This window comes from Roseibium sp. M-1 (assembly GCF_054515675.1).
Window position 1 is genome coordinate 6,492,285 of the sequence record NZ_CM137257.1, and the last position, 24,953, is coordinate 6,517,237.

A 24,953-nucleotide genomic window follows, 5' to 3' on the forward strand; every position below is an offset into this window, starting at 1 on the left:
AAGCATCACAAGGCTTTCAAATCCGCCTAGCATCGAAAATGAAGATGCCTGGGAGGAGACGTCATGACGATTGCTGGAGAAGCTGCGGGTCTGAAGCAGCCTGTAGAGACGCCGCCACACGGCCGAAGTGGCGGCAGGGCCGCGCGGCGGGAGAAACGGTCGCGGACTGTTGCTCCCCTTCGAAAGCCCTTCATCGTCCGGCAATTGCCGCCCTACGACATTCTGACGGAAGAAAACCTCATTCGCATAGAAACGGCAGCCGAAACGCTTCTGGCAGAGATTGGCATCGAGTTTCGCGACGATCCGGAGACACTGGAACTGTGGCGGACTGCCGGAGCCGAGCTCGACGGGGTTCGCGTTCGTTTCCCGAAAGGCTTGATCCCCGAGCTTTTGAAAACCGCTCCGCGCCAATTCACCCAGCATGCCCGCAACCCGGCCAACAGCGTCGGGATCGGCGGCAACAACGTGGTGTTTTCACCGGCTTATGGCAGTCCCTTCGTCATGGACCTCGATGAAGGCCGACGCTACGGCACCATCGAGGACTTCCGCAATTTCATCAAGCTCGCCCAGTCCTCGCCCTGGCTGCATCACTCAGGCGGAACGATTTGCGAGCCTGTCGATGTGCCGGTCAACAAGCGGCACCTCGACATGGTGCTTGCCCATATGACCCTGTCCGATCGAGCGTTTCTCGGATCGGTAACGGCGCAGGAGCGGGCGGAAGATTCCGTCGAGATGACACGGATCCTGTTCGGCAAGGAGTTTGTCGAGCACAACTGCGTCATCATGGGCAATCTCAACGTCAATTCGCCGCTGGTCTGGGATGGCACCATGACGCGGGTGCTGAGGGCCTATGCCGGGGCCAACCAGGGCACCGTGCTGGTGCCCTTCATCCTGGGCGGGGCCATGGGGCCGGTGACGACGGCTGGAGCCATTGCCCAGGCCCACGCCGAAACGCTGGCCGGATGTGCACTGACCCAGCTGGTACGACCGGGCGCCCCGGTCATCTACGGCAACTTCCTCTCCTCGATGAGCCTGCGTTCCGGTTCGCCCACCTTCGGCACGCCGGAACCGGCGGCAGGCTCACTGGTCATCGGCCAGTTGGCGCGCCGCGCCAACCTGCCGCTGCGCTGTGCCGGCAACTTCACGACCTCCAAGCTGCCGGATGCCCACGCCATGAACGAGGGCACCATGTCGATGCTCTCGGCCATCCATTGCGGCGCCAATTTCATCCTGCATTCCGCCGGGTTCCTCGACGGACTGCTTTCCATGTCCTACGAGAAATTCATGCTGGACGCGGATTTCTGCGGCGCGCTGCACACCTATCTCGGCGGTGTCGCTGTCGACGACAATGCACTGGCACTCGATGCCTTCCGCGAGGTCGGGCCGGGCAATCATTTCTTCGGCTGCGCCCACACGATGCGCAACTACGAGACCGCCTTCTTCGACTCTGCCCTTGCGGACAACGAATCCTTCGAGAAATGGGAGGAAAACGGCTCTGTCGATGCGGCAACCCGGGCGAACAAGGCCTGGAAAGAGACGCTGGCCGCCTATGAGGCGCCGCCTCTGGACGCTGGCATTGCCGAAGCGCTGGCCGACTTCGTCGCCAGCCGCAAGGCCTCCATGGACGACCGCTGGTACTGAGGGGAGGGGCTCCCAAAATGAAGATCACCAATATCCGCGTCACCCATGTGAACGTGCCTTTCGACGCGCCCTTCTGGTGGACCGGCGGGCTCTATCCCGGCGCTTCGAAGTCGATCATCGAGGTGGAAACCGATGAGGGCGTCGTCGGTCTCGGCGAAGCGCCCTGGTACCATTTCGGCGAGGTCATCAAGGCCGAAATCGCCCCGGCGCTGATCGGGGCAGACCCGCTCGATATTGCCGATTGCGAAAGCCGCTGTGTGCCACCGTGGCAGATTACAGCGAATACGGGCGAGGGGGCGGCTTCGGTTGCCTTCGGCGCGGTGGAAGTGGCGCTCTGGGATATCAGAGGCAAGGTCTTCGGGTTGCCGCTCTACAAGCTTCTTGGTGGGGCGGTGCGCAAGGAGATCAGGTTCTCCGAGTATTTCTCCTTCCGTCCGGAACACAACGGCGCCGGCGGCGAGATGAGCCCGGAAGCAATCCGCGACTATTGCCTCAAAATGCGCGACGAGCATGGGTCCAGCATCTTCGAGGGCAAGCTGATCCTGGGCGACCCGGAGCTGGAGATTCGAACGGTGCGCATGCTGCGCGAGGCGCTGGGGGAGAACGCCCAGATCAAGCTCGATTCCAACATGCAGTATTCGTTGACGACGGCCCGCTGGCTGCTTCGGGAGCTGGAACCCTTCAACATCCGCAATTACGAGGACCCGGTCGCGACTTTCGAGGAAATGGCAGCGCTGCGCCAGCACAGCTTCATCCCTTTCTCGACCCATGTGCCGGACCTGCGGCGGGCCGTTGCGCTGGGTGCGCCCGACAATTTCGTCTGCAATTTTGCGGCTCTCGGCGGGATCTCCCGGGCGCTGAAATTCATTGCCGCCTGCGAGGCGATGGGCAAGGGCTTCTGGTGCTATTCCAACGATCTCGGCATCATGACGGCGGCTTACCTGCATGTCTCGGCGGCAACGCCGTTGATCTCGGAGGCTTCGCAATCCCTGTTCCGCTGGCAGATCGGCGACGTGATCAGGGATGGGCCTTTCCGGCAGACAAACGATGTCGTCGCCGTGCCCGAGGGACCGGGACTTGGTGTGGACCTTGATCCCAAGAACATGGCGCGCTGGGCGGCTGAGTTCCGCGAGAATGGGCCTATGAGCCATTTCCACAATCCGGCGCAACCGACGCACCACCGGACGCTGCCGCTGCATTAGGTGAGAGATTCTGACCGGGCACTGAACTTTGCGTTTCGCCCGACAGGAACAAAAACACCGTCGTATCGTTTTCCCGTGACTGCGTTAGGGTAGCTGTGAAGGCGGGCCGTTTGGTCTGCCAGCGTGGCTTTTGGCCTATTGGAGAACCGACCGACAATGATCGACCCCGTCCTGCTCACGTCGCCGCGCATTTCCACCTTCAACGACCAGGTCCATTTGACCAACGCAAGCAGCTTCTTCTTTGAACGGGGAGAGAGGCTTTTTCTGGTCACCGGCCGACATGTCATGGTCGACGAGGCGAGCGGTCACCATCCGACCCGGATCGAAATCGAGCTTCACAATAAGCCGGAGAATCTCGCCGTCTCCGTCGGGTTTTCCATCCCCCTGTACCGGGAAGGCGTCAGCCTCTGGCGGCAAGGGGGAGACGGCGGCGGCGACATAGACGTGGCAGTCATTGAGATCGACCGGGGAGCATTTCCGCAGAATGTTCTCTACCGGTCGTTCACTCCGGATCATCTGTGCGGTCCGCAGGAAAATATCGAAATCGGCAGTTCGGTGCTGATCGTCGGCTTTCCGCTCGGCTTTCACGACACGCTGCACCACATGCCCGTCGTCCGTCACGCCGTAATTGCATCCTCCTACGGCTTTCGCTTTCAGGGACTGGGGTATTTTCTGACAGATGCCCGTACCCATCGCGGCACGAGCGGCGCTCCCGTCGTTCTCAGAGCACCGGACCTGGAGGGAATGCCGGGAGACTTGCCCTGGAAGCTGCTCGGTGTGCATTCGGCGCGGCTCGATGTCGGCACACGCGACATCGTGCTGGACGAGGCGCTCGGGCTTAATTGTGCCTGGTACGCCGATATCCTGATGACGCTGACCGATTGAGGCCCCAAAGTATCAGCTTTCCGAGACTTCCGCCGGGCGGAACCGGTAATGTCCGGTTATCTCGAACTCGAAGAGCCGGTCTTCGAGGCGCGTGCCGGCGCCGATATTGTGGATCAGCATAGGCCTTTTGCCGTCCGGCGAGGGGTGGTGGCTGACGATGGCAATGTGGGGAAGATTGCCGGGAAGCATCTGGGAGACGAGGTCGCCGGGAAGATAGCCGGCGGGTTCCTGGCTAACCGAAAGCGCAGCGCCCCGGCGCTTGAGATAGGTTTGCAGGTTCGGCACGCGCCGGTGGTCGATATTCCTGTCGGGGCGGCGGAGGCCCCAGATCTTCGGATAGGCGGCGAAATTCGCCTTCATGTCCGCATTGACAGCGGACTGGAGATCGAAGCCGAAGGCGTCGCGATAAGCGCGGACGACAACATCGGTACACACACCGCGCTCGCGCGGCAGGTCGCCGTTCGGAAATTTCAGGGACACATAGGCCGGATCGTAGATCACGGTAACGCCGATCTGCTCCTCCGCTGCAGCGATCAGTTTTTCCGCCCAGGGGTCAGTCGTTGCCCATGCCGCCTGAAGGGCAAGTGGCTCGGGCGGCGCGGCCGGTCCGGCCAGGGAACTGCGGGCAACCTGAAAAGCGGTTTCCAACCGATGCCGGGGCACGGCCGTCGCCGCCATTGCGCCGCCTGCAGCCAGGATGCCGAACCCGAAAAGAAAAGTGCGCCGCTTCATTTCGACCCTCCGAACATGACGGGTCAGACCTAACGGGTGAGTAAGACGGCAATTGGGCGACGGGCCGATACCTGCCGTAGGTACGTCCGCCGATTACAAAAAACTGGTGAAATTGACACGCCAGGAATTCGTGATGTTGTTTCAGGAAATTTAATCAGATCCGGCTTTACTTGACCAAAAGGTGGTCGTTTCGAATGGATTTTGGCAAAATACTGTTAAAATGGACAAGGGTACTATGGGTTTTTCTGCTGCTGCCGCAGGTGGCTGTGGCACAGGACAACCTGCCCTATGACCAGGTCTTTGTGAACCACAGTGCCGCCATGATGTTGATCGAACCGGATACCGGCAAGATCATCGATGCCAACACTGCCGCCGCAACGTTCTATGGTTATGACCGCGACCGGCTGCGGGCCATGGCCATTCAGGACATCAATCTGCTGACGCCGGAGCAGGTCCGGGCCGAGCGGCAACTGGCGAAGAGCGAAAACCGCAACTTCTTCATTTTCCGCCACAGACGCGCCGACGGCACCGCCAGGACGGTTGAGGTGCATTCCACGCCGTTGATTTTCCAGGGGCAGCAGGCGCTGCTGTCGGTCATTCACGACATTTCAGCCGATCTGCAGCGGCAGGAGGAGCTGTCGCATTACAAGACCCGCCTCGAAGAGATGGTCGACCTGAAGAGCGCGCAGTTGTCCGAGGCCTACCAGGCGCGCAACAAGTGGATGCTGGCCCTGGTTGCGACGCTGGGCCTGTCGCTTGTGGTCGTTTTCTTCCTGTTTCTGGAACGCAACGGCGCGCACAAGCGACTGCGGTCTTCGGAACAGCGCCTGCGGGAAATCATCTTCGGCACGAATGTCGGGACCTGGGAGTGGAATGTGCAGACGGGAGGGGCCGCCTACAACGAGCGATGGGCGGAAATCGTCGGCTATACGCTTGAGGAACTGCAGCCAGTCAGCACCGAGACCTGGAGGAAACTGGCCCATCCAGATGACGTCAAGCTGTCCGAGGCAAAGCTGAAGGCCGTCTTTTCCCGTGAAAAGGAAGCCTATGACTGCGAGATCCGCATGAACCACAAGGACGGCCGCTGGATATGGGTCCTGGATCGCGGCCGGGTCGTGGAATGGACGAAGGACGGCAAACCCTTGCGCATGTCCGGAACCCATACGGACATCACCTTGCTCAAATCGACGGAAGAGAAGGTCCGGCGCCTGGCGATGACGGACTATCTGACGGGCTTGTCCAACAGGGCACATTTCAGCCTTTGCCTTGAGGAAAACGTCGCCCTGGCGGACCGGGAAGAAAGCAAGTTCGCGCTGATGATGCTCGACCTGAACACCTTCAAACCGGTCAATGACAGCCATGGGCACCCGGTAGGCGATGCGCTGCTGCGCACCGTTGCCGAAACCCTGAAGCGCTGCACCCGCGACGGCGATATCGTGACGCGCATCGGCGGCGACGAATTTGCGGTGATTGTCAGCGACTATTGCGGCGAAGAGGACGTGATGGCCTGCTCAAGGCGCATCTACCGGGAAATCTGCAAGCCCATGACCATTCAGGGTCACACGATCCAGATCAGCGTCAGCATCGGTATTTCGCTCTATCCCGACGACGCGGATTGCGCCGAGGGCCTTATCAAGGCCGCGGACCAGGCCATGTACGAGGCCAAGCGGACCGGTGCGAACATCCAGACCTTCAAGCGGTTGCGGCTGCAGGCGGCGAGCTGAACGGATCCCCGTACTCAAAGAGGCTGCTGTTGCTCAGGAGTATGTGGCCCATCCTTCGAGACGCGAGCAAGCTCGCTCCTCAGGATGAGGTTGAAATTGCTTGGAAAGTCCAAACCACCTCATCCTGAGGAGCCGCGTAAGCGGCGTCTCGCCGGATGGGGCACTTGTTCGCGCTTGCCCTTTTGAACCAGTTTCCCCTTTTCGGTCAGACGGGACCTGACGTCTCAGCACCAGCTCTCCAACTCGGCTGCAAAGGGCGAAATGTCGCCAATCCTGGCCGCCACCCAATCCGGATTGTAATAGGTATCGAGATATCGCTGGCCGCTGTCGCACATCAGCGTGACGATGGAGCCCTGTTCATCGCGTTCGATCATTTGCCGCGCGATCTGCAGCGTGCCCCAGAGATTTGTGCCGGTGGAGGCGCCAGCCTTGCGGCCGATGAGATTTTCCAGCCACAGGATGGTGGCGACGCTGGCGGCGTCCGGCACCTTGATCATGGCGTCGATCACATCCGGCAGAAAAGAGTGCTCCACTTGCGGCCGGCCGATGCCTTCGATGCGGCTGGAGCAGTTTTCGGTAAGGCTGCGGTCGCCGGTCCGGTAGGCATCGTAAAAGACGGAGTTTTCCGGATCGACGACGGTAAGGCCCGTGTCATAGCCTCGATAGCGGACGAAGCGGCCGAGGGTTGCCGAAGTGCCGCCGGTGCCGGCACTCATAACCAGCATCTTCGGAATGGGATGGGGCTCGAATTCCATCTGGCTGAAGATGCTCTCGGCAATGTTGTTGTTGCCGCGCCAGTCGGTCGCCCGCTCCGCATAGGTGAACTGGTCCATGAAGTGCCCGTTGAGGGAGGCGGCCAGTTCCACGGCGGCACCGTGCATTTCCGGAGCGGAGCCGACGAAATGCGGTTCGCCGCCGAACAATTTGATCAGTTCGATCTTGCTTGCGGCCGTGCTTTTCGGCACGACGGCGATGAAGGGCACGCCGATCATCTGGGCGAAATAGGCTTCGGAGACCGCGGTGCTGCCGGAAGAGGCCTCGATCACGGGCGTGCCTTCGCGGATCTTGCCGTTGCAGAGCGCATAGAGGAACAGGGAACGGGCGAGGCGGTGCTTCAGGCTGCCGGTCGGGTGAGTGCTCTCGTCCTTGAGGTAGATGTCGACGTCGCCGCAATTCAGCCCGTGAAGCTTGAAGAGATGCGTGTCGGCGGAGCGGTGCGCATCCGCATTGATCTTGGCAACCGCATCCCGCACCCATCTGTCCATCTGGTTCCTCACTCTCCCGTTTGCCACGCCGGTGCTGGCTTTTCGCAAGACATCACCATACCCCGATTTTCAATGGTTGCACTTTAGAACAAAACAAGTACAAATGTCGGGCTAACTTTTTTTTGCTCCAACCGAAAGTTGCTCATGTCATACTTGATTGCTCGTTGCCCGCTCGGAAAAAGTTCCTCCAGCTGGATCGGAGGGGTTCCAAGAATAGAGGCAAGCCAATGGCCACGTTGCTCGGTGACGGGACTGCCCCTGCATTTCCTTGCCCAGATTGATTTGTCTGCGGTGCCGGAAGGTGCAATCGAGGCAGGTTTGCCGGAAAAAGGTTGGCTAAGCTTTTTTGCGGATACGGAATTTTCGTTCTCGGCGATTGAAAATGATTTTCCGGCCAGCATCGTCTATAGCGAACACCACGCCGAGCCGTGTACGCCGCCTTCAGACCTGCCGCAGCCCTACGGGCAGGATTTCGAATACGCGTTGGAGTATCACGTCTTTCATCCACGCGATCGTTTTCTAAGCAGTCCGGTTGAGCTGGTCGAAGTTGCGGAAACTCCCGCTGCGAAAACGGCGAAAGCTGCGAGCCTGAGCTATGACAGTATCTACGATCTGGAACGGGACGGCTTGCCGTTCCGGGAGGCGGCTGCAGCCTGGCGCCTGTTGCTGCAGCGTGCGATAGAAAAAAAATACATCGAGTTCGACGTGGAAAAAGAACAGCAGCGGGTCGACTGGCTGTCAAACGCGCTGGACGCCATCCGACAGTTTGAACACATGGAAGACGACGCGTTCAAAGCGGCGATCAACGCCGCCGGGTATGGGAGTTTCAGCTACACACCTGTCCGGGCCGGGGAAAAGTGCGAAGAGCAACTCGAACATGCGCGGAACATGCTGTCGTCTGAAAGGAGAAATGAGGAAACACTTCCCAAGTTGATGGCGGAATTGCTTCGGATCTCCGAGGAGGGCGAGGCGCACTCATCGATTCCGCGACAGGATTATGAAATCCTTCTTGAATTGGCGGACGCTATGACTGCCATCTCTTCCAAGGTTTACCAGGCGCTGCCAAGGCATATGCGAGGCGTTCTGAGTATATTGGCCTTTGGTGCTCAGCCAAAACCTGTTCTCTTGCCGCCGACTGTTGCTAGTCGCTGGAACAACAAGCCTTATTCCGACGACGGACCGCATCTTTTCCTTGGCGCCGGGAAGCCGGTCCAGAAGATTGACAAAAAACTCAAGAGCTATCAGCCGCTGCTTCACCTGAGCGGTGATTCAGTTCTAGGATTGTCATGGGGCGATAACGGCGTGGTGCAATTCTGGATGCATCCCGATGACATTCGGGAGCGAAACTGGGATAAGGTGAAACTGCGGATGGCCGGGCACTGACACGTCCGCCGTTAAAGGATCTTCACTCAACTACAGCGGTATTCCCGCAATGTGGGCGATCAGCTCCAGGCTGTTGCGGGCACTGAACTTTTTCATCAACCGCGCACGGTGCACCTCCACCGTGCGCGGTGACAGGTCCAGGAGGCGGGCAATTTCCTTGGTGGTGTTGCCTTCGGCAAGAAGCTTTGCCACCTGCCGCTCGCGCAGGCTCATGACGGCAATCGGCCGGTCTTCGGAAATGTCGGCAAAGCTCCACACTGCCCTTGCGAAAGGGGCGTCGGGGTCAAGCGACTGGCCGCGCACCCTGCACCAGAACAACTGCCCGTTCTTCCTGCGCATGATGCGCTCGTCGCGGTAGCGCCCGGTTCCCTTCATGGCAGCAACGCCGACACGGCCGATGTGCTGAAACTCCTCGGAAGACGGGTAAAGGATCGATAGCGAGGCGTTTGTCAAGGCCTCCAGCGGAAAGCCGAACATCTCCGCGAGGCGCGGATTGCAGCGCCGGATCTCTCGGTTTTCGGTAAAGGCGAGGCCGACCGGGGCAAAGTCGAAGGCAAGGGCCGCGAAGTCTTCCATGATCTTCCCGTTAGGTGTTTTGACGGAATTTTCCGCCCAAGGGCCAAAAGGGTATCAGATAGACACCGATGGAGGCTGCTTTTCTGAAGACCACACCATGGCGGAAAATGGCAGCGATCCGAAGGGATGAGGCAGGCGTTGGGAGGCGCGTCTCCAAGACAAATGAAGCTACGGCTGGTGGTTTTGAAACCTCATCCTGAGAAGGACCGTCATATCCGCCTCGAAGGATAGTCGGCACGCTCCGTGGAAAGCGGCCCATCCTTCGGGACACGGGCAAGTTCGCACCAGAGGATGAGGTTTCCGGGCGGATAGCTTCAAATCCGGCGGCTGTCAGCGAATGCCGCCGTCGGCAAAGAATGCGGTTTCGAGATCTTTTGCCCGAAACCGCTTGAGGGGAGGAAAATCATGAACCCGGCAGAATGGCTGCATCGGACTGCATTGAAACACCCGGCAAACCCGGCGCTGCTCAGTGGCACCGAGCGCAGGGCCGATTACGCGGAGTTTGCCCGAAGCGCCGCGGCGATTGGCGCAGCCTTGGCGGGTCATGGGGTTAAAAAGGGCGACCGCGTGGCGCTTTTTGCCGGCAATTCCACGCAATATCTGGAAGCGCTCTACGGCATCTGGTGGGCGGGAGCCTGCGCGGTTCCGATCAATGCCAAGCTGCACGAGAAGGAAGCAGCCTGGATGATCGAGAATTCTGCCGCTTCCCTCATCTTTGCCGATGAAAAATCCGCAGCCTCTCTAAGTCCTTTACTTCCCTCCAGCGTCCCGCTGCTGGTCTTGGAAAGTGCCGCGTTCGATGACATGCGGCTGACCCAACCAAACGGGCCGCCTGTGGCTTTGGAGACGGGCGATCTTGCCTGGCTCTTCTACACATCCGGCACCACGGGCAGGCCCAAGGGCGTCATGCTGACCTGCGGCAATCTCACCTCGATGGCGCTGAATTACTTTGTCGATGTCGACGATGTGAAACCTCAGGACGCGATCCTTTATGCCGCGCCGATGAGCCATGGTGCCGGGCTCTACAATTTCATGCATGTGATGAAAGGCGCCCGCCACGTGGTGCCGGCGAGTGGCGGTTTTGACGCCGCCGAGATCCTGTCGATCGCCCCGGTGATCGGGTCGATCTCGATGTTTGCCGCTCCGACCATGGTGCGCCGCCTGGTGGATGTTGCCAAGGCGAAAGGCATCACGGGGAGGGGGCTCAGAACCATCGTCTATGCGGGTGGCCCGATGTATGAGGCCGACATTCTGGAAGCCGTCGAGGTAATGGGTGGGCGCTTCGTGCAGATCTACGGCCAGGGCGAGTGCCCGATGGGCATCACGGCGTTGCCGCGTGCCGAGGTCAGCGACCGGGCCCATCCGCGCTGGCGGGAACGGCTGAATTCTGTCGGGACCGCGCAATCCGGGGTGCGGGTGGCCATTGTCGACGGGGAGGGCAGGGAAGTCCCGCGCGGTGAGGCCGGTGAGATTGTCGTCCACGGCGAGACCGTGATGGCCGGTTACTGGGACAACGCGGAGGCAACCGCCAAGACCATCCGTGATGGCTGGCTCTGGACCGGCGATGTCGGCCGCATGGACGAAGACGGTTATGTCACCCTGCAGGACCGGTCCAAGGATGTCATCATCTCCGGCGGCTCCAACATCTATCCGCGCGAGGTGGAAGAGGTGCTGCTGGCTCATCCGGCGGTGCACGAAGTCGCGGTCGTCGGACAAAAGGATGCCGAGTGGGGCGAAGTGGTGGTCGCCTTTGTCGCCTGCCATCCGGGCAAGAGCGTCAGTCAGGCGGAACTCGACGCGCTCTGTCTTGACCGCATCGCCCGCTTCAAGCGGCCCAAGCACTATCACTTCCCGGCTGCACTGCCCAAGAACAACTACGGCAAGATCCTGAAAACGGAGTTGCGGGCCGAACTCAACACGAAGGAACTGGCATGACGGATCTCAGTGGAAAAACGGCCCTTGTCACCGGGTCCGTGCAAGGCATCGGGCTTGCCATCGCCAGGGCCCTGGCAGGCGCGGGCGCCCGCATTGCCGTGCATGGCCTTGCCGGCCCGGCGGAAGCGGAGGCCGCAGTGGCGGACATCCTGGCGGCCGGTGCTCCGGATGCCCGGTTCTTCGACGCCGACATGTGCGATGTTGCTGCGGTCGAAAAGATGATGGCCGAGGTCGAGGCCTGGGGCGGCGTGGACATCCTGGTCAACAACGCGGGGATCCAGAAGACCGCCAGCCTCGCCGATCTGAATGCCGACACCTGGGATGCGATCATCGGTGTCAATCTGTCCGGCGTCTTTCACTGTATGCGTCTCGCCCTGCCGAAGATGGCGGAGCGCGGTTTCGGCCGGGTGATCAACATTGCCTCGGTGCACGGGCTGGTCGCCTCGATCAACAAGGCACCCTACGTGGCGTCCAAATTCGGTGTCGTCGGCATGAGCAAGGTGGCTGCCCTGGAATATGCTGCTGCCGGTTCCAGGGCGTCAGGCGGTGTCACGGTCAACTGCATCGCGCCGGGCTGGACGGAAACGGCCATCATTGAACCCCAAGTGGAAGCGCGTGCTGCCCTCTTTGGCGGTGATCGCGACAAGGGCGTTGCCGATCTTCTGGCGGAAAAACAGCCTTCCCGGCGGCTCTCAGACCCGTCGGAAATCGGCGCCCTGGCCCTCTGGCTTTGCGCACCGGTGGCGCACAACGTTACCGGGGTGACCATCCCGGTCGATGGCGGCTGGACTGCGCAGTAGGCAGGGTCCGAATGCGATGTCCTGTCGAAATCAGAGCCAACGCATTCAGAAGCGGTGCAGATAGCCGAGCCGGGCGGAACCGGAGACGGTATTGGAGCTGTCGTAACCACTCTCCAGCGTTGCCGTGAATTCCGAGTGGGCGCTTGTCAGCAGTCTCGCACCGGCCTTCGCAAAACCACGCACGACCGGGTCGTCGTCGAGCGACAGATTGATCGCGGCTCCGTTCAGACTCGTGTCGGCGGTGTTTGCGGCGGTGAAAATGCCGTCGACACCGGTGGTCAGATCGAGATGAAGGGACGCGTTTTCGAACTCGATCGCCTTCAGCCCATAGGCAAGCTGGCCCCGAAGTTCGATGACATGAAGGGCCTGATCGCTGACGCCGAACCGTGTCGTGGTGTCATAGGCATCGTTCAGCTGGAACAGTCCGGAATAGCGAAGGCGGGCGCTTGGAGTAAGAGTGCTGCCGCCTTGAACGGCGAGGATCCGGCCAAGTGTCAGGGTGGGGCTGACAAAAACGCTGTCATAGGACAGGGAGACGTCCTGCAAGCCACCGGTCACGGAATTGTTGAGGATCGTGACGTCGTCATTCCGGCCAAGGTATCCAATTGTACCCGATAGCTCGGCAAAGGCCGCATCAAACTGCGCCGTCCAGTAGGCTCCGGCAAAGACACCCGTTGCATCGGAGCCGTAGCTGTCGTCGTTGCTTTCGGTTCTGCCAAAGGAGGCGCCTGCAAAAAGACCTGCACGGCCATTGGAGCTGAGGCGTGTGTCGATACCCGCCAGCACGCCACCGAACGCATGAACGAAGCCGCTCGAACCGTCACGCTGCAGCACCGAACCGATCGACGATGCCCAGAGCGTAAGGTCATCCGGCTGCGCTGCCGTGCCGTGCGTCGCGATCAGGCCGCTTGCCTGCCCTTCGGTCCGAGAAGTCTCCAGGTGTTCTCCTAATGTGTCGGCGATGCCGCCGGTAAGTGAATTCAACACCTCATCTACGGTGTCGAGCCGGAAATCGGTCGGATTTACGAAGCCGATGACTGAGCCGTCGGTCCAATGGGGGAGGCCGCCAGTTTGCAAACTTCCCGGGAGGTCGGAAAAGCGCAGAACAGCTGTCTGCCCGGCCGAATAGGCCAATGTGGCGGAATCGGCGTCGTCAAAGGAGATTACGCCTTCCAGAACGCTGCCTTCCATCAAGGATAGAACTGCGTCGGAACCTTCCAGTTGGAACGAGGAGCCGGTCCTGCTGATCACGGTGCCGCTGTTGCTGACGTTGGCGTTGTCGCCGGAGACGAAAATGGCATGGGCGCCAGAGCCGCTGGCAACAATGCGGCCGCTGTTGCTGATGGTAGCAAATTCGTTTTCGACCGAGATGCCATGAGCTTCGGCTCCCGTTGTCGTGATCGAGCCGGAATTGCCGATCCGGGCAGCAAATCCCTCGACATGAACGCCATGCGCCCAGTCGCCCGTTGTTGCAACGGAGCCGGAGTTGGTGAAGGAGGAATCGTCACCGGAAAGACGGGTGCCGAAGGATTCCTCCCCGAAGGTGGCGATGGAGCCGGAATTCGTCAGCGACGCGTTCGCGCCAAGCATCGAAACGGCTTCCGCGGTCTCGCCCGTTGTCATGATCGATCCGCTGGTGACAATTGTCGTTCCGTCGCTATCGGAGACGATACCATTGGCGAGAAACCCGGTTGTCGAAATCGACCCGCTGTTGGCGATTGTACTATTTTCCCCGTTTGCGGCGATACCGAACGCGGCAGCCCCAGTCGTCTCAATCGAGCCGCTGTTTACGAATGACGAGCCAGAGCCCGACGAAATCATGCCAACGGCATCGTCTCCGACGGTCGTCACGTTGCCGTTGTTGATGAGTTCGATCCCTGTCGCGGAGCCGATCAGGCCGCTGGAGGAAGCTCCTTGCGTGGTGATCGTACCGTTATTGATCAAGGTCGCGGTGTCGCCTGACGCAGAGAGGCCTCCGGCATCCATTCCGATCGTGGCGACGGTGCCATTGTTGGTGACCGATGTGTTTTCCCGAGACGCGAATATCCCGGTGGAAAGATCGTCTTCCGTTCTGATGGCGCCATTGTTGACGACAGTTGAGTTGGCGCTTTCGGACGAAATCCCGGTGGCGTTGGAACCGCTCGTTGTGATCGTTCCGTTATTGGTGATTTGATCCCGAAGACCGAAGGTGCCGATAGCGACAGAGTCGGTACCGGTCGTTGCGATGCTGCCGTCATTGACGATGGTACCATCCGCTCCGACGAGAAATATCGCGATACCGTTGTTGGTGGAAATGTCGCCGCTGTTGCGGACCGTTTGCGTATCGTTGTTCATCTCGACGGCTGAGACCCCGTCGGTTTCGATCCCGCCGCCTGCTTCAACTGTACCTGTGTCACCGGCATCGCCGAGGGTCTGAGTCACGGTTGCGATCGTTCCGTTCGAAACGGTAAAATCCGCGCCCGATCCCTGGTTGATAAGAGTCAGGAGGAACCCGGTGGCAAGAGGAAGAAGGAGAATAAATCCGGTCTGTTTGTTTGGGGTGGAAAGGTTACCGTTTGCACTGACTGACATATTACGGCGCTCTTAAGAAAAAAATGTTGATCAGGCCTTTTATCACACCCGGGACGCGTGTTTCATTATGCACTCCATATTCAAGTGTCTGTAAACATTGGAAGTGTGTCCGCGTCGAGTTTGCGACACGGGCGACCCTTTCGGGCTATCGCAGTTTTGACGGACTCCGACGCCAGGTCGTCAGCGCGAATTTGATACGGCGCGCCCGGCACGACCTGCACAGCTGGAAGAATACCGGTCTTGATAAGTCGCCGTACGGCGTGGTGTGTCACGCCTAAAGCCCTTGCGGCTTCACTCATGGTGAGCCAGTCGCCACCTTTTTCGGCAGAACGGTAGGCGTGGATGCCGCGAACCCGTCGAACCGATGAGACACGGTGCGCCGTCCACGTCTTGCCCTGGCCAGTAGGCAAACCCATACGATTAAGCGACGCGGCGATATGCTCGTCAGACCAACGGCCAGCCATGCTGCGCATCACTGCCAACGCATCGTCAGTTGTCGCGCAACCATGCTCTCCCGGTTGGGGTTTGCGAACGCGCAACTCTGAATGCTGGCCACCTCGCCAGTGGATCGTAAGGACAATGTCGCGCACCGTATCGTCGACATCGACGATGATGTCGGCGATTAAAGTCCGTAGCAGCTGCTGACGGGCACGCATTGTGACATCGGGGGCGTTCCAGGCTGCGGACAGGTTTTCCGCCATGTTGGCAAAAGCGCTTGGGTCAACCTCGATGGTCGATGAGTTTTCGGCCGGCTTGCGTGCTTCAAGATCTCGCACACGGCGTAACGCTATTTCCCAGTTTTTCTCCAACTGGGCGGCGATTAGACGATTGTCGGGATCACAGGCTGCGTAGCGGCGCTCGGCGAGATTGGCGTCGTAGCGCGCTTGCCGAAGTTCCAGATCGAGGATCTGGCGTTGATCATCTTGTCGTTCCCGGTGCATCCGCTCCGCCTCAAACGCAGCCTCGATCGCCAAGGGTTCTACCGCGCGCAGCAGTTCACGCGCAACAGCCGCATCCGCCCGGGGCCCACCGAAGGTCATGCACCTGGGCAAGCCCATCATCAGGTTGGGCTTGTCGCAGCGATAGACCGGCCGACTTTGCGGGTTCCCTGTATAGGTAACGGTCAGCCGCCGGCCACACCGGCCACATGTAAGGATGCCTGAGAGCAAAGCTCGGCCTCCGCGGCCCGATTTCACACCGTCGGCGCGACCGTAGTTGTTGAGCGCCAACTGTTTTTGGTTTCGTTCGTATTCGTCCCAGCTGATGTACCCTTCGTGATGATCCTTGATAAACACTTCCCAGGTCCCAACCGGCTTGCGGTGGCCATAGCTCCGCCGCGCGCGCCCATCGACGATGGAGGTCCGTTTCTCGCTTTTCCCGTAAACATAAACGCCTGCGTAAAACGGATTTTTGAGAACGGATATCACGTTGCGATAGCGGATCGGCAACCAGGTAAAGCTGGTCATACGACCCTCATCCGAAGGTCGAGGGAAGTGGATTTGGTCAGCCGTCATCGATAACAACACCTGGCGCGCGCTGCCCAACTCCCCGAAGCGGGCGAATATGAGCCGGATCACCTCCTGCAAGCGTAGATCAGGATCGAGCCCCAGACCCGCTTCGCGGTGCCAGATGTAACCGAATGGGACTGATAAGCGTAGTTCGCCCCGGCGCGCCTTCGACCTGGCGGCATCCAGCATCCGCGTCCTGAGCACGCCGAGCTCGAACTCGCTGATGCTGCCTTTCATACCCAAGAGCAGACGATCATTGGGTTGGCTGGGATTGTATATGCCGTCGTGGTCAAGGACACGGGCTTCAACGAGTCCGCACAACTCCAGAAGATGGTGCCAGTCACGGCCATTTCGCGCGAGCCTTGACGCATCCTGGCACAAAACAGCGCCCACTTTGCCTGCACACAGCCATGCCACCAGACGATCAAAACCGGGGCGCGCCACTGTCCCGCTCGCGGATCGCCCGAGATCGTCATCGATAACCTCAACGTCGATGAATCCGTGCTGGCGGGCAATGTTGACGAGGTCGTATTGCCGCCGCTGGCTCTCCAGGTTGGTCATGACCTGGGACTGCGTCGATTGCCGCACATAAACGACGGCTTTGCGCTTCAGGAGTTGCGTGGGGATCAATTCAACGCCGGTCATCATCGAGATCCTCCACGATGAGGCCGGCTGCCTGCATCAGAACTTGCGCAAGCGCGGTTACGACCTCCGTCCGCTCCGCCTCGTTCATCCCGTCCACCTTGCAGGGCTCGAACATCATGCTCATCTGCCTTCCCGCAGTCGGCGCGGGCGCGTTGTGCTGCTTCATCGACTTTCTCCCTTGCGATTCCATTTTCGCTCTGGGAGTGTGCGGGAGCAGCAGACGGCGTGACCAGCCTCTTGAGATCCGACAGCGCTGCAAGATCAACCTGTGGCTGGCCAATTCTCATGTCGGCGCAGACGAGGGGATCCACCATCCAGCCAGGAACGGAGACAACAATGCCAGACGGTCCTTCTATTTTGAGAAACTGACCAGTGGCCCGCTGCTCTACCTGCCGCACGATAACCTTCTGACCGAAATAGGGATGCCAACGATAATGAACTTCCCACTCTTCGCCGACATGGGCAGAATGAACGGGTGATGGGAACTTTGTGGGATACATGATTTTTTTTGAACGTCTGTTATCAATTTTTGCAGTAAGGTTATGAAAAATATGATTTAATTCCTCTACTTGAGGTTATTTTCAAGTCAGCCATTTTTGTGTGGCGGATCGAACCGCCGTCTCATGACAAGGAAAAAGCATCTGGGTGGTTTGCACACTTATATGGTGCCACTGGGGACGAGGTGTCGCAAAAATGAAACCGGCAACTTCCTCACCACCAGTCAGGCAGAAAATCCTTCCCGGCACCAACCGTTTTTGCAGCAAAAGGGGGCTGCATTTTCAGGTCCAAACAGCATTCCACTTCGCATTGCCGCTGGCAGAGGATTCGCCGGGTCGAGGTCGTCCCACAGTGTGCGAAATCAATCTGCCGCGGATCTTTTGGGCAGAAATGCATCTGTTGGTGCGCCTGGCCGACCCATTCGAAATCGGCGCCGTGGCCCTCTGGTTTTACGCACCGGTGGCGCACAACGTTACCGGTGTGACCATCCCGGTCGATGGCGGCTGGACAGCGCAGTAGAGAGGTTGCCCTGATAGCGGATTAACCGGCAAGCGCCTCGGACGTATTCACCATCCGGGCAAAATCGGCTTCCAGAAACGCCATGGTGACGTCGAAGGCGTTCTTCGCGGAAACACCCGCATCGGGCAGGTCGAAGCCAAGCACCGCGTCGCGCACGACCGTCATGTTGAAACCAAGATCCGCGCCTGCCCGCACGGTTGAATTGACACAGAAGCCGGCGACGGCACCGGTCACCACAAGGTCTTTGATGCCTTCGTTTTTCAGGTGTTGTGCCAGATCCGTCGAGGCAAAGCTGGAGGAGGTCGTCTTGATGAAGACTGCCTCGCCGTCCAGTGCTGCGTCACAATCCATCGGCTCATAGCCGGCGCCGTCGGGATGCATCGGCGAGGCCGGGTCTTCGTCGCGGTGGCGGACATGGATGACGGGCAGGCTCTTCGCACGGAAAGCCGCAGCCAGAGCCGTGATATTGGCCGGTGCGTCCGGATTGACATGGTCCAGTCCGGCCTCGAGGCGGTGCTGCATATCCATCTGCATGTCGATTATGACCAGAGCTTTCATGTCGGCACCTCCCGCAAATCCGCTGCAGAGCTAGCACCTATCTGTAGACCTGCAAATGGGTCATGGGCTCTTTCAACCGGATTATCAAATTCCGATGGTGTGCCAGATGAAAGGCACACAGCCGGAAGCGCATCTGCAGGCATCGACATTTCTCTTGCTAACATACCGACTAGTTGGTATGTATCGAGATATCAGGTGGCGATTTTACCCGAAGCGACGGGGAACGGTTTGCTGCCAGTCGAGCCGGTAACCTTGGAGACGAGCTTGATGCGCAGGATCACGATTATCGAGCATATCTCGCTGGACGGTATCATCCAGGCGCCCGGTGCACCGGACGAAGACGGCGACTATCCGCATGGCGGCTGGGCCGTGCCCCTGGCCGATCCGGCCGTCGGAGATGTGATTGCAGACCTTCATGGAAGAGAATTCGACCTGCTGCTCGGCCGGCACACCTATGACATCTGGAGCGGGTATTGGCCGGAGGCAGAGGGCGGCCCGATTGCGGACGGTATCAATGCGGCGACAAAATTCGTTGGGACCCACCGGCCGAAAAGCCTTGCCTGGGGACCGGCTGAGGGGCTGGGCACCGATATCGTTGCCGGCATCCGGCGTCTCAAGGAGCGGGCCGGTCCCGACCTGCTGCTCTGGGGCAGTTCCAGTCTGACGCCCGTTCTTCTGGAACACGGCCTTGCAGACGACATTATTCTGCTTGTCTTTCCGGTTCTGCTCGGCACCGGCAAGCGGTTTTTTCCTGCCAGCACGCCACCGCGGGAACTTGCTTTGACCGTTTCAAAGGCTGCCGCATCCGGCGTCCTCATCAACACTTACCGGCCTGCCGGACCGTTGAGGACGGGATCTTTTGCCTGAAGAGTGCATTGACCAAGAGGCGGTGGCGCCGGACATTTCATTCAACTTGAGGAGGAAACAACATGAGCGATCTCATCACTTGCATCTGGTACGACCACGGTGAAGCCGGCAAGGCGGCCGCGTTCTACGCCGAGACCTTTCCGGACAGCTATGTCGACAGCCGGAACGCCGCTCCGGGAGATTTTCCGGGCGGAACAGAAGGCAGCGAGCTGACGGTCGAATTCACGGTTCTTGGCCGCAAGTTCGTCGGCCTCAACGGCGGGCCGAATTTCAAGCCGAACGAGGCGGTGAGTTTCATGGTGGTGACAGAGAGCCAGGAGGAGACCGACCGCTACTGGAACGCCATCCTGGAAAACGGCGGCAGCCCCAGTGCCTGCGGCTGGTGCAAGGACCGCTGGGGCGTCGCCTGGCAGATCACGCCGCGGATCCTGCTCGAACTGATGGCAGACACGGATCGCGCCAAATCCAAGCGCGTCTTCGAGGCAATGATGCAGATGGTGAAAATCGATATCGCCACGCTGGAAGCCGCTGCCGGCAAGGCTTGACCGCGCTTCCCGGCAGAATATTCAGATCAAAGGAAAATCCGATGCCGAATACCGTAAACCTGTACCGCGTCTTGCCGGTTTCGCCGGACAAGATCTACCGCGCCTTTGTCGAGGCAGATGCCGTCGCAAGCTGGCTGCCGCCCTTCGGTTACCTTTGCACGGTGCATGAACTCGATGCCCGGGAGGGCGGCAAACACCGCATGTCCTTCCGAAATTTCACCACGGGGCAAGGCCATTCCTTCGGCGGGACCTATCTGAAGCTCGTTCCCGGCGAGACGCTTGTCTACACCGACAGTTTCGACGATCCGAACCTGCCGGGCGAAATGAAGGTGACGGTCAGCTTGAAGGCTGTTTCTGTCGGCACGGAGATGACGGTCGTGCAGGAGGGGATCCCGGACCTGATCCCGGTGGAGGCCTGTTATCTCGGCTGGCAGCAGTCCCTGCGTAAACTTCATGACCTGGTTGAGCCGGACATCCGGAACTAGGACGAGGACCTTGTGCCGGCAATCAGGCTGCGGAAAACACCGCAGCCTGATTTTGTTGGTTTACAGAGCGGGAATGCGCAGGACCTGGCCCGGATAGATCTTGTCCGGATGGCTGAGCATCGGCGTGTTGGCTTCGAAGATCGCCTGGTATTTGGAGCCATTGCCATAGGCTTTTTCGGCAACCTTCCACAGCGTGTCGCCCTTTTCCACCGTATGAAAGGTGGCTTCCGGCTCAGCGGCGGCGACCGTGATTTCTTCCTCGACCTTGGAAATGCCGAGCACGTTGCCGGCAGCCAGGATCAGCTTCTCGCGGGCTTCCTGGGTCGGGGCAGCTCCGGCGATCTTCACCGTATCGCCACTGACCTCCACCTTGACGTCGCCGTCGAGACCGAGATCCGCAACTTCCTTTTCAATCGCTTCCGCGCTTGCTTCCGGCGCTTCGTCGTCGCCGAACAGCTTCTTGCCGGCGTCCTTTACAAAATCAAAGAAACCCATGTCTTTTCCTCATAAATGTCTGTCTCGACGTGAAATAACGCCTGGCGGCGCATCTTCATGCTGCGGAACCATATTGCAAATATCTCCGGGGCGCGGAAGCAACTTTGGCGGGAAGACGTTGAGCGGTCCGTGCACGCAGGTCCGGTTCAGCAGAACCGTTTGGCCCCGGCAACACACCCTACAACGGCCAGCGTGACGCCGACCATCGCCACCGAGACCGGTTCATGCAGCAGGAACCCGGCCAGCATCAGCCCGAAAAAGGGTTGCAGCAGCTGCAACTGACCGACGCCGGCAATGCCGCCGATGGCAAGCCCCCGGTACCAGAAGATGAAGCCGACCAGCATGGAAAAGACCGACACGTAGCCAAAGCCGATCCAGGCGGAGGTGCCAATGCCCGCAAAGGTGCCGGGCAGGGTCACCAGCGCCAGCCCGCCCATCACGGGCAATGACAGGGCAAGCGCCCAGGAAATCACCTGCCAGCCGCCGAAGCGGCGGGAGAGGGCGCCGCCTTCCGCATAGCCGAGGCCGCAGGCGATGATCGCCGCGAGCATCAGCAGCGTGCCGGGCAAAGGCAGGTCCGCATTCTGCGCCAATGCAAATCCCGCTACTGCCGCGCTGCCGCCACAGGCAAAGACCCAAAACAATGGTCTCGGCCGCTCCAAGCCGCGCAGGACGCCGAAAAGAGCCGTCGCCAGGGGCAGGAGGCCGATGAAGACAATCGACTGCGCGGCAGTGATGTGCTGCAGGGCCAGCGCCGTCAGCAGCGGGAACCCCACCACGACGCCAAGAGCGACGACCGTGAGAGAAAGGAGATCGCTGCGCGCAGGCCGGGGCTGGCGCAACAGCAGCAGAACGGTGATGCCGATAAAGGCGGCCACAACTGCGCGGGCGGAGGTGAGAAACAGCGGGCTGAACCCGCCAAGCGCAACACGGGTTGCCGGCAGGGAACCGCTGAAAATGAGAACCCCCAGGAGGCCGCTGCCCCATCCCGCCATCGATCCTTGCATGATCATCTTCCTCTCTTCCAGTCTCGCCGATTGTCACTGGACTAGGTCAAGGAGGCTTTCCAGACCAGCTACAGATCAGTACAATCCTTGAAAACTGTACTAATACTTGGAGCCATACACTTGACCGGTAACGCAACGCAGACCGACACACGCACGGATCAGGTGGTGGCGGCAATCCGGCGCAGGATTGCCAGCCGGGCGCTGGAGCCTGGCGAAAAGCTCCCCTCCATTCGTGGACTTGCAAAGACAATGCAGCTGTCACCCTCAACGGTGGTGACTGCCTATGACCGCCTGGCGGCGGACGGTGTCATCTTTGCCCGGCGCGGGTCCGGTTTCTTCGTTGCCGACGTCGCGCGGCCGTTTTCTGTGGCGGAGGCCGGTCCACAGCTGGAACGGGAAATCAATCCTTTCTGGGTATCGCGGCAGTCACTCGACAGTGGCAGGGACGTCCTGAAACCCGGCTGCGGCTGGATGCCGGCCGACTGGATGCCGGAAGCGGCGATCCGGAAGGGGCTGCGCGCGCTGGCGCGGGCCGACGCGAGCCTCCTGACCGATTACGGCGAAACCCGAGGGGCAGTCGCCCTGCGTCAGGTTCTGGCACGCCAGACGGCCGAAGAGGGCCTGCCGGCCGGGCCGGAGCAGATCCTCCTGACGTCGACCGGCACCCAGGCGATCGACCTGATCTGCCGGTTCTTTCTCAAGCCCGGCGACACGGTGCTGGTGGACGATCCCTGCTATTTCAATTTCCAGGCGTTGCTGCGTGCCCACAGGGTGGAGGTCGCGGGCGTTCCCTTCACGCCCGCCGGGCCGGATATGGCGCACTTTGAGGAGGCGCTGCAAAGGCACAAACCCAAGCTCTACATAACCAATTCGGCGCTGCATAATCCGACCGGCGCGACGCTCTCGGCCCAGACCGCCCACAAGCTGCTGACCCTGGCGGCAGCCCATAACCTCATCATCATCGAAGACGACATTTTCGCCCGGCTTTCGCCCGAACCGCAGCCGAGCCTTGCCGTGCTCGACGGGCTGGACCGGGTAATCCGCATCGGCAGCTTCTCCAAGACCGTTTCCGCCTCCATCCGCTGCGGATATATCGCCGCGCGGGCGGACTGGATCGAGGCCCTGGTCGACCTGCAGGTCGCCACCAATTTCGGCGGTCCGAGCCCAATTGCCGCGGAGCTTCTCACAAGCGTCCTGACCGACGGCAGCACCCGCAAGCACCTGCAATCCCTGCACAGCCGCCTTGCCAAGGCGAGGCGTGAGGTTGCTGGAAGGCTCAAACCGCTCGGTATCACGCCCTGGGTCATGCCAAAGGGTGGTTTTTACCTCTGGTGCCATCTGCCGGACGGCCTGGATGCCACGCACATTGCCCGCGCAGCGCTGGCCGAGAACGTTGTTCTTGCTCCCGGCAACGTCTTCAGTGTCTCCCAGTCGATGACAGGCTTCATGCGGTTCAATGTCAGCCAGATGAGAGACGGGCGAGTCTACGAGGTGCTGGGGCGGGTAACGGGAGGCCTCCGGTAGCCGCACCGGTGGCAACCGGCGGCCGATCCAAAGGTTTGCCAGGCGGACAGCGCGAAGAGTTCACGACCCGGGGGACAAGGGCAACAATCATGCACCGGCTTCGCGTTCGGTCAGGATGTAATCGATCAGCCCCCAATCCAGTGCCTCTTCCGGCGTCATGAAGCGGTCCCGGTCCATGGCAAGTTCGAACTCCTCGTAAGTCCGGTTGCAGTGCTCGGCATAAAGCCGTGTCATGCGTTGCTTGGTGCGCAGGATTTCTTCTGCGTGAATGGCCATGTCAGAGGCCTGTCCCTGAAAGCCGCCGGATGGCTGATGGATGAGAATATTGGCGTTGGGCAACACGGCACGCTGGCCTGGCTCACCGGCCATCAGCAGAAACGAACCCATCGACCTGGCCGTGCCCATGCACAACGTATGAACGGGTGCCCGGATGTAGCGCATGGTGTCGTACATGGCAAAACCGCTTGTGACCATGCCGCCGGGGGAATTGATGTAAAGCTGGATCGGCTTTTTGGGACTTTCCGCTTCCAGGAAAAGCAATTGTGCGCAGATGAGCGCCGACACCGTGTCGTTCACTTCCCCGTTCAGGAAGACGATCCGCTCGCGCAGCAGCCTCGAATAGATGTCGAAAGAGCGTTCGCCACGGCTGGATTGTTCCACGACCATTGGGACGAGCTGCATCGCTTCGCGCATGGGCGAACTCCTGTGTTTCGATGTTTATCAGTGTTTGAGGGGAGATCAGGCTGCCAGCATCATCATCGGCTCATTGCTGTTTGCTGCACTCGTTTTCCGCGAATCCAGGCGGTCATCGGCAAGACGGTGCAGGATCCTCAGGATCGTGCCGCCGTTGCTGCCGGGACGAAGTTGAAACGCCACGACGCTTTCCAGAAAGGGAGGCTGGTCATCCCGCATTCGGTAGAAGATCTCTTCGCCAGGGATTTCGGCCAAGGGAGTTGCTTCGGCGAGATCCCGCCCCGGTAACCAGCTCTCCCTGATTGCTGGGATCGAGATCGCCCGCCAGACCTTTTCCGGTGGAGCATCCAGTGCGTATTCCTGCACAAGGTCCGCCGCGGATGCGCCTGTGCCCGGGGCTGTTTCGAACTCCTCGCCGGTCATCCGGTTGCTCATTGGTCCATGTCCTTCAAAAGGGTCTTCAAGGCATCGATACGGGCTGGCCAATAGGCACGATACTTGGAGAGCCAGCCGGCAATGAGGGCTAGTCCCTCGGGGTCAACCTCATAGTTCACGAACCGGCCGTTCCGTTCCTGCCGCACCAGCCTTGCGTGGCACAGGACGGCGAGGTGCTGCGACATCGCGGGTTGACTGATCTCCATGCCGTCGCGCAGCGAGCTTGCGTTCATGCTGCCATCGGCCAGCTTTTCGAATATCGCGCGCCGCGTCGGATCGGCCAAAGCCTTGAATATGTCATTCTCAATCATGAGAACACATAAGCATACACTTATGTATCATGCAATGGCTATGTGACCGGAACTCCACGAAGCAAGTGGGAAATGACTGAAAGCCCCGGTTCCGGCTCCGTCCGTATTCTCCACACTTCAAAAAAACTTAGCCAAGTGACGAAGTATTG

The 24,953-nt window shown here is 60.0% G+C and carries 24 protein-coding genes; 12 read left to right on the plus strand and 12 right to left on the minus strand.

Features of this window, described 5'->3' with window-relative positions; translation table 11 throughout:
* Positions 1 to 63: 63 nt before the first annotated feature.
* From ACX3M4_RS29245 to ACX3M4_RS29255, 3 genes are all read left to right on the plus strand, one after another.
* On the plus strand, positions 64 to 1,641 hold the full coding sequence (locus ACX3M4_RS29245; RefSeq protein ID WP_459356447.1) for a trimethylamine methyltransferase family protein: 1,578 nt from the start codon (positions 64 to 66) through the stop codon (positions 1,639 to 1,641).
* Between the two features lie 17 nt (positions 1,642 to 1,658).
* Complete coding sequence (locus ACX3M4_RS29250) at positions 1,659 to 2,843, plus strand: mandelate racemase/muconate lactonizing enzyme family protein (RefSeq protein WP_459356448.1); 1,185 nt, start codon at positions 1,659 to 1,661, stop codon at positions 2,841 to 2,843.
* A gap of 156 nt (positions 2,844 to 2,999) precedes the next feature.
* Positions 3,000 to 3,728, plus strand: coding sequence for a S1 family peptidase (locus ACX3M4_RS29255; protein ID WP_459356449.1), 729 nt, complete (start codon positions 3,000 to 3,002; stop codon positions 3,726 to 3,728).
* 12 nt (positions 3,729 to 3,740) lie between these two features.
* Here ACX3M4_RS29255 and ACX3M4_RS29260 read toward each other — a convergent pair whose 3' ends face one another.
* Positions 3,741 to 4,460, minus strand: coding sequence for a DUF1287 domain-containing protein (locus ACX3M4_RS29260; protein WP_459356450.1), 720 nt, complete (start codon positions 4,458 to 4,460; stop codon positions 3,741 to 3,743).
* A 266-nt stretch (positions 4,461 to 4,726) separates the two neighbouring features.
* On the opposite strand from ACX3M4_RS29260, the gene ACX3M4_RS29265 reads away from it, so the two are divergent.
* Complete coding sequence (locus ACX3M4_RS29265; RefSeq protein WP_459356451.1) at positions 4,727 to 6,184, plus strand: diguanylate cyclase domain-containing protein; 1,458 nt, start codon at positions 4,727 to 4,729, stop codon at positions 6,182 to 6,184.
* 224 nt (positions 6,185 to 6,408) lie between these two features.
* Here the strand turns inward: ACX3M4_RS29265 and ACX3M4_RS29270 are convergent, their stop codons facing one another.
* Positions 6,409 to 7,449, minus strand: coding sequence for a PLP-dependent cysteine synthase family protein (locus tag ACX3M4_RS29270; RefSeq protein ID WP_459356452.1), 1,041 nt, complete (start codon positions 7,447 to 7,449; stop codon positions 6,409 to 6,411).
* Positions 7,450 to 7,593: 144 nt separating this feature from the next.
* On the opposite strand from ACX3M4_RS29270, the gene ACX3M4_RS29275 reads away from it, so the two are divergent.
* Positions 7,594 to 8,832 carry a DUF1963 domain-containing protein gene (locus ACX3M4_RS29275; RefSeq protein WP_459356453.1) on the plus strand — a complete coding sequence of 413 codons (1,239 nt, stop codon included), beginning with the start codon at positions 7,594 to 7,596 and terminating at the stop codon, positions 8,830 to 8,832.
* A gap of 30 nt (positions 8,833 to 8,862) precedes the next feature.
* On the opposite strand, the gene ACX3M4_RS29280 is transcribed toward ACX3M4_RS29275, so the two are convergent.
* Positions 8,863 to 9,408: a LuxR C-terminal-related transcriptional regulator gene (locus tag ACX3M4_RS29280; protein WP_459356454.1), complete on the minus strand. Its 546-nt coding sequence runs from the start codon at positions 9,406 to 9,408 to the stop codon at positions 8,863 to 8,865.
* 405 nt (positions 9,409 to 9,813) lie between these two features.
* Here ACX3M4_RS29280 and ACX3M4_RS29285 point away from each other — a divergent pair, with 405 nt between their 5' ends.
* Complete coding sequence (locus ACX3M4_RS29285; protein ID WP_459356455.1) at positions 9,814 to 11,343, plus strand: class I adenylate-forming enzyme family protein; 1,530 nt, start codon at positions 9,814 to 9,816, stop codon at positions 11,341 to 11,343.
* Positions 11,340 to 12,143 carry a 3-hydroxybutyrate dehydrogenase gene (locus tag ACX3M4_RS29290; RefSeq protein ID WP_459356456.1) on the plus strand — a complete coding sequence of 268 codons (804 nt, stop codon included), beginning with the start codon at positions 11,340 to 11,342 and terminating at the stop codon, positions 12,141 to 12,143. The genes ACX3M4_RS29285 and ACX3M4_RS29290 overlap by 4 nt, the downstream gene beginning before the upstream one ends.
* Before the next feature lie 45 nt (positions 12,144 to 12,188).
* Here the strand turns inward: ACX3M4_RS29290 and ACX3M4_RS29295 are convergent, their stop codons facing one another.
* The 3 genes from ACX3M4_RS29295 to ACX3M4_RS29305 form a co-directional block, all read right to left on the minus strand.
* Positions 12,189 to 14,564: an autotransporter family protein gene (locus tag ACX3M4_RS29295; protein ID WP_459356457.1), complete on the minus strand. Its 2,376-nt coding sequence runs from the start codon at positions 14,562 to 14,564 to the stop codon at positions 12,189 to 12,191.
* Between the two features lie 230 nt (positions 14,565 to 14,794).
* Positions 14,795 to 16,867 (minus strand): recombinase family protein, encoded by a 2,073-nt coding sequence (locus ACX3M4_RS29300; RefSeq protein ID WP_459359421.1) that lies wholly within the window; start codon positions 16,865 to 16,867, stop codon positions 14,795 to 14,797.
* On the minus strand, positions 16,854 to 17,033 hold the full coding sequence (locus tag ACX3M4_RS29305) for a hypothetical protein (protein ID WP_459356458.1): 180 nt from the start codon (positions 17,031 to 17,033) through the stop codon (positions 16,854 to 16,856). Before ACX3M4_RS29305 ends, ACX3M4_RS29300 begins: the two co-directional genes overlap by 14 nt.
* 527 nt (positions 17,034 to 17,560) lie before the next feature.
* Here ACX3M4_RS29305 and ACX3M4_RS29310 point away from each other — a divergent pair.
* Positions 17,561 to 17,884 carry a hypothetical protein gene (locus ACX3M4_RS29310; RefSeq protein WP_459356459.1) on the plus strand — a complete coding sequence of 108 codons (324 nt, stop codon included), beginning with the start codon at positions 17,561 to 17,563 and terminating at the stop codon, positions 17,882 to 17,884.
* Positions 17,885 to 17,905: 21 nt separating this feature from the next.
* Here ACX3M4_RS29310 and ACX3M4_RS29315 read toward each other — a convergent pair whose 3' ends face one another.
* Entirely contained in the window at positions 17,906 to 18,442 is a 537-nt protein-coding gene (locus ACX3M4_RS29315; protein ID WP_459356460.1) for an isochorismatase family protein, read from the minus strand.
* A gap of 267 nt (positions 18,443 to 18,709) precedes the next feature.
* Between ACX3M4_RS29315 and ACX3M4_RS29320 the strand changes: the two genes are divergently transcribed.
* The 3 genes from ACX3M4_RS29320 to ACX3M4_RS29330 all read left to right on the plus strand — a co-directional run bounded on the left by ACX3M4_RS29320 (position 18,710) and on the right by ACX3M4_RS29330 (position 20,339).
* Entirely contained in the window at positions 18,710 to 19,309 is a 600-nt protein-coding gene (locus ACX3M4_RS29320; protein WP_459356461.1) for a dihydrofolate reductase family protein, read from the plus strand.
* A 62-nt stretch (positions 19,310 to 19,371) separates the two neighbouring features.
* Complete coding sequence (locus ACX3M4_RS29325; RefSeq protein WP_459356462.1) at positions 19,372 to 19,854, plus strand: VOC family protein; 483 nt, start codon at positions 19,372 to 19,374, stop codon at positions 19,852 to 19,854.
* A gap of 41 nt (positions 19,855 to 19,895) precedes the next feature.
* The gene (locus ACX3M4_RS29330; protein WP_459356463.1) at positions 19,896 to 20,339 is read left to right on the plus strand and encodes an SRPBCC family protein; all 444 of its coding nucleotides are present in this window, start codon (positions 19,896 to 19,898) and stop codon (positions 20,337 to 20,339) included.
* Between the two features lie 60 nt (positions 20,340 to 20,399).
* On the opposite strand, the gene lysM is transcribed toward ACX3M4_RS29330, so the two are convergent.
* The gene (gene lysM, locus ACX3M4_RS29335) at positions 20,400 to 20,834 is read right to left on the minus strand and encodes a peptidoglycan-binding protein LysM (protein WP_459356464.1); all 435 of its coding nucleotides are present in this window, start codon (positions 20,832 to 20,834) and stop codon (positions 20,400 to 20,402) included.
* A gap of 146 nt (positions 20,835 to 20,980) precedes the next feature.
* Positions 20,981 to 21,841, minus strand: a complete 861-nt coding sequence (locus ACX3M4_RS29340; RefSeq protein ID WP_459359518.1) for a DMT family transporter — start codon at positions 21,839 to 21,841, stop codon at positions 20,981 to 20,983.
* 120 nt (positions 21,842 to 21,961) lie between these two features.
* Between ACX3M4_RS29340 and ACX3M4_RS29345 the strand changes: the two genes are divergently transcribed.
* Positions 21,962 to 23,365 (plus strand): aminotransferase-like domain-containing protein, encoded by a 1,404-nt coding sequence (locus ACX3M4_RS29345; protein ID WP_459356465.1) that lies wholly within the window; start codon positions 21,962 to 21,964, stop codon positions 23,363 to 23,365.
* Between the two features lie 87 nt (positions 23,366 to 23,452).
* Here ACX3M4_RS29345 and ACX3M4_RS29350 read toward each other — a convergent pair whose 3' ends face one another.
* The 3 genes from ACX3M4_RS29350 to ACX3M4_RS29360 are packed head-to-tail and all read right to left on the minus strand — an operon-like array spanning position 23,453 to position 24,804.
* Entirely contained in the window at positions 23,453 to 24,058 is a 606-nt protein-coding gene (locus tag ACX3M4_RS29350; RefSeq protein ID WP_459356466.1) for an ATP-dependent Clp protease proteolytic subunit, read from the minus strand.
* A 45-nt stretch (positions 24,059 to 24,103) separates the two neighbouring features.
* Entirely contained in the window at positions 24,104 to 24,493 is a 390-nt protein-coding gene (locus ACX3M4_RS29355) for an SRPBCC family protein (protein ID WP_459356467.1), read from the minus strand.
* A complete protein-coding gene (locus ACX3M4_RS29360) occupies positions 24,490 to 24,804 on the minus strand; it encodes an ArsR/SmtB family transcription factor (RefSeq protein ID WP_459356468.1) in 315 nt (104 codons plus the stop codon). The genes ACX3M4_RS29355 and ACX3M4_RS29360 overlap by 4 nt, the downstream gene beginning before the upstream one ends.
* Positions 24,805 to 24,953: the final 149 nt, after the last annotated feature.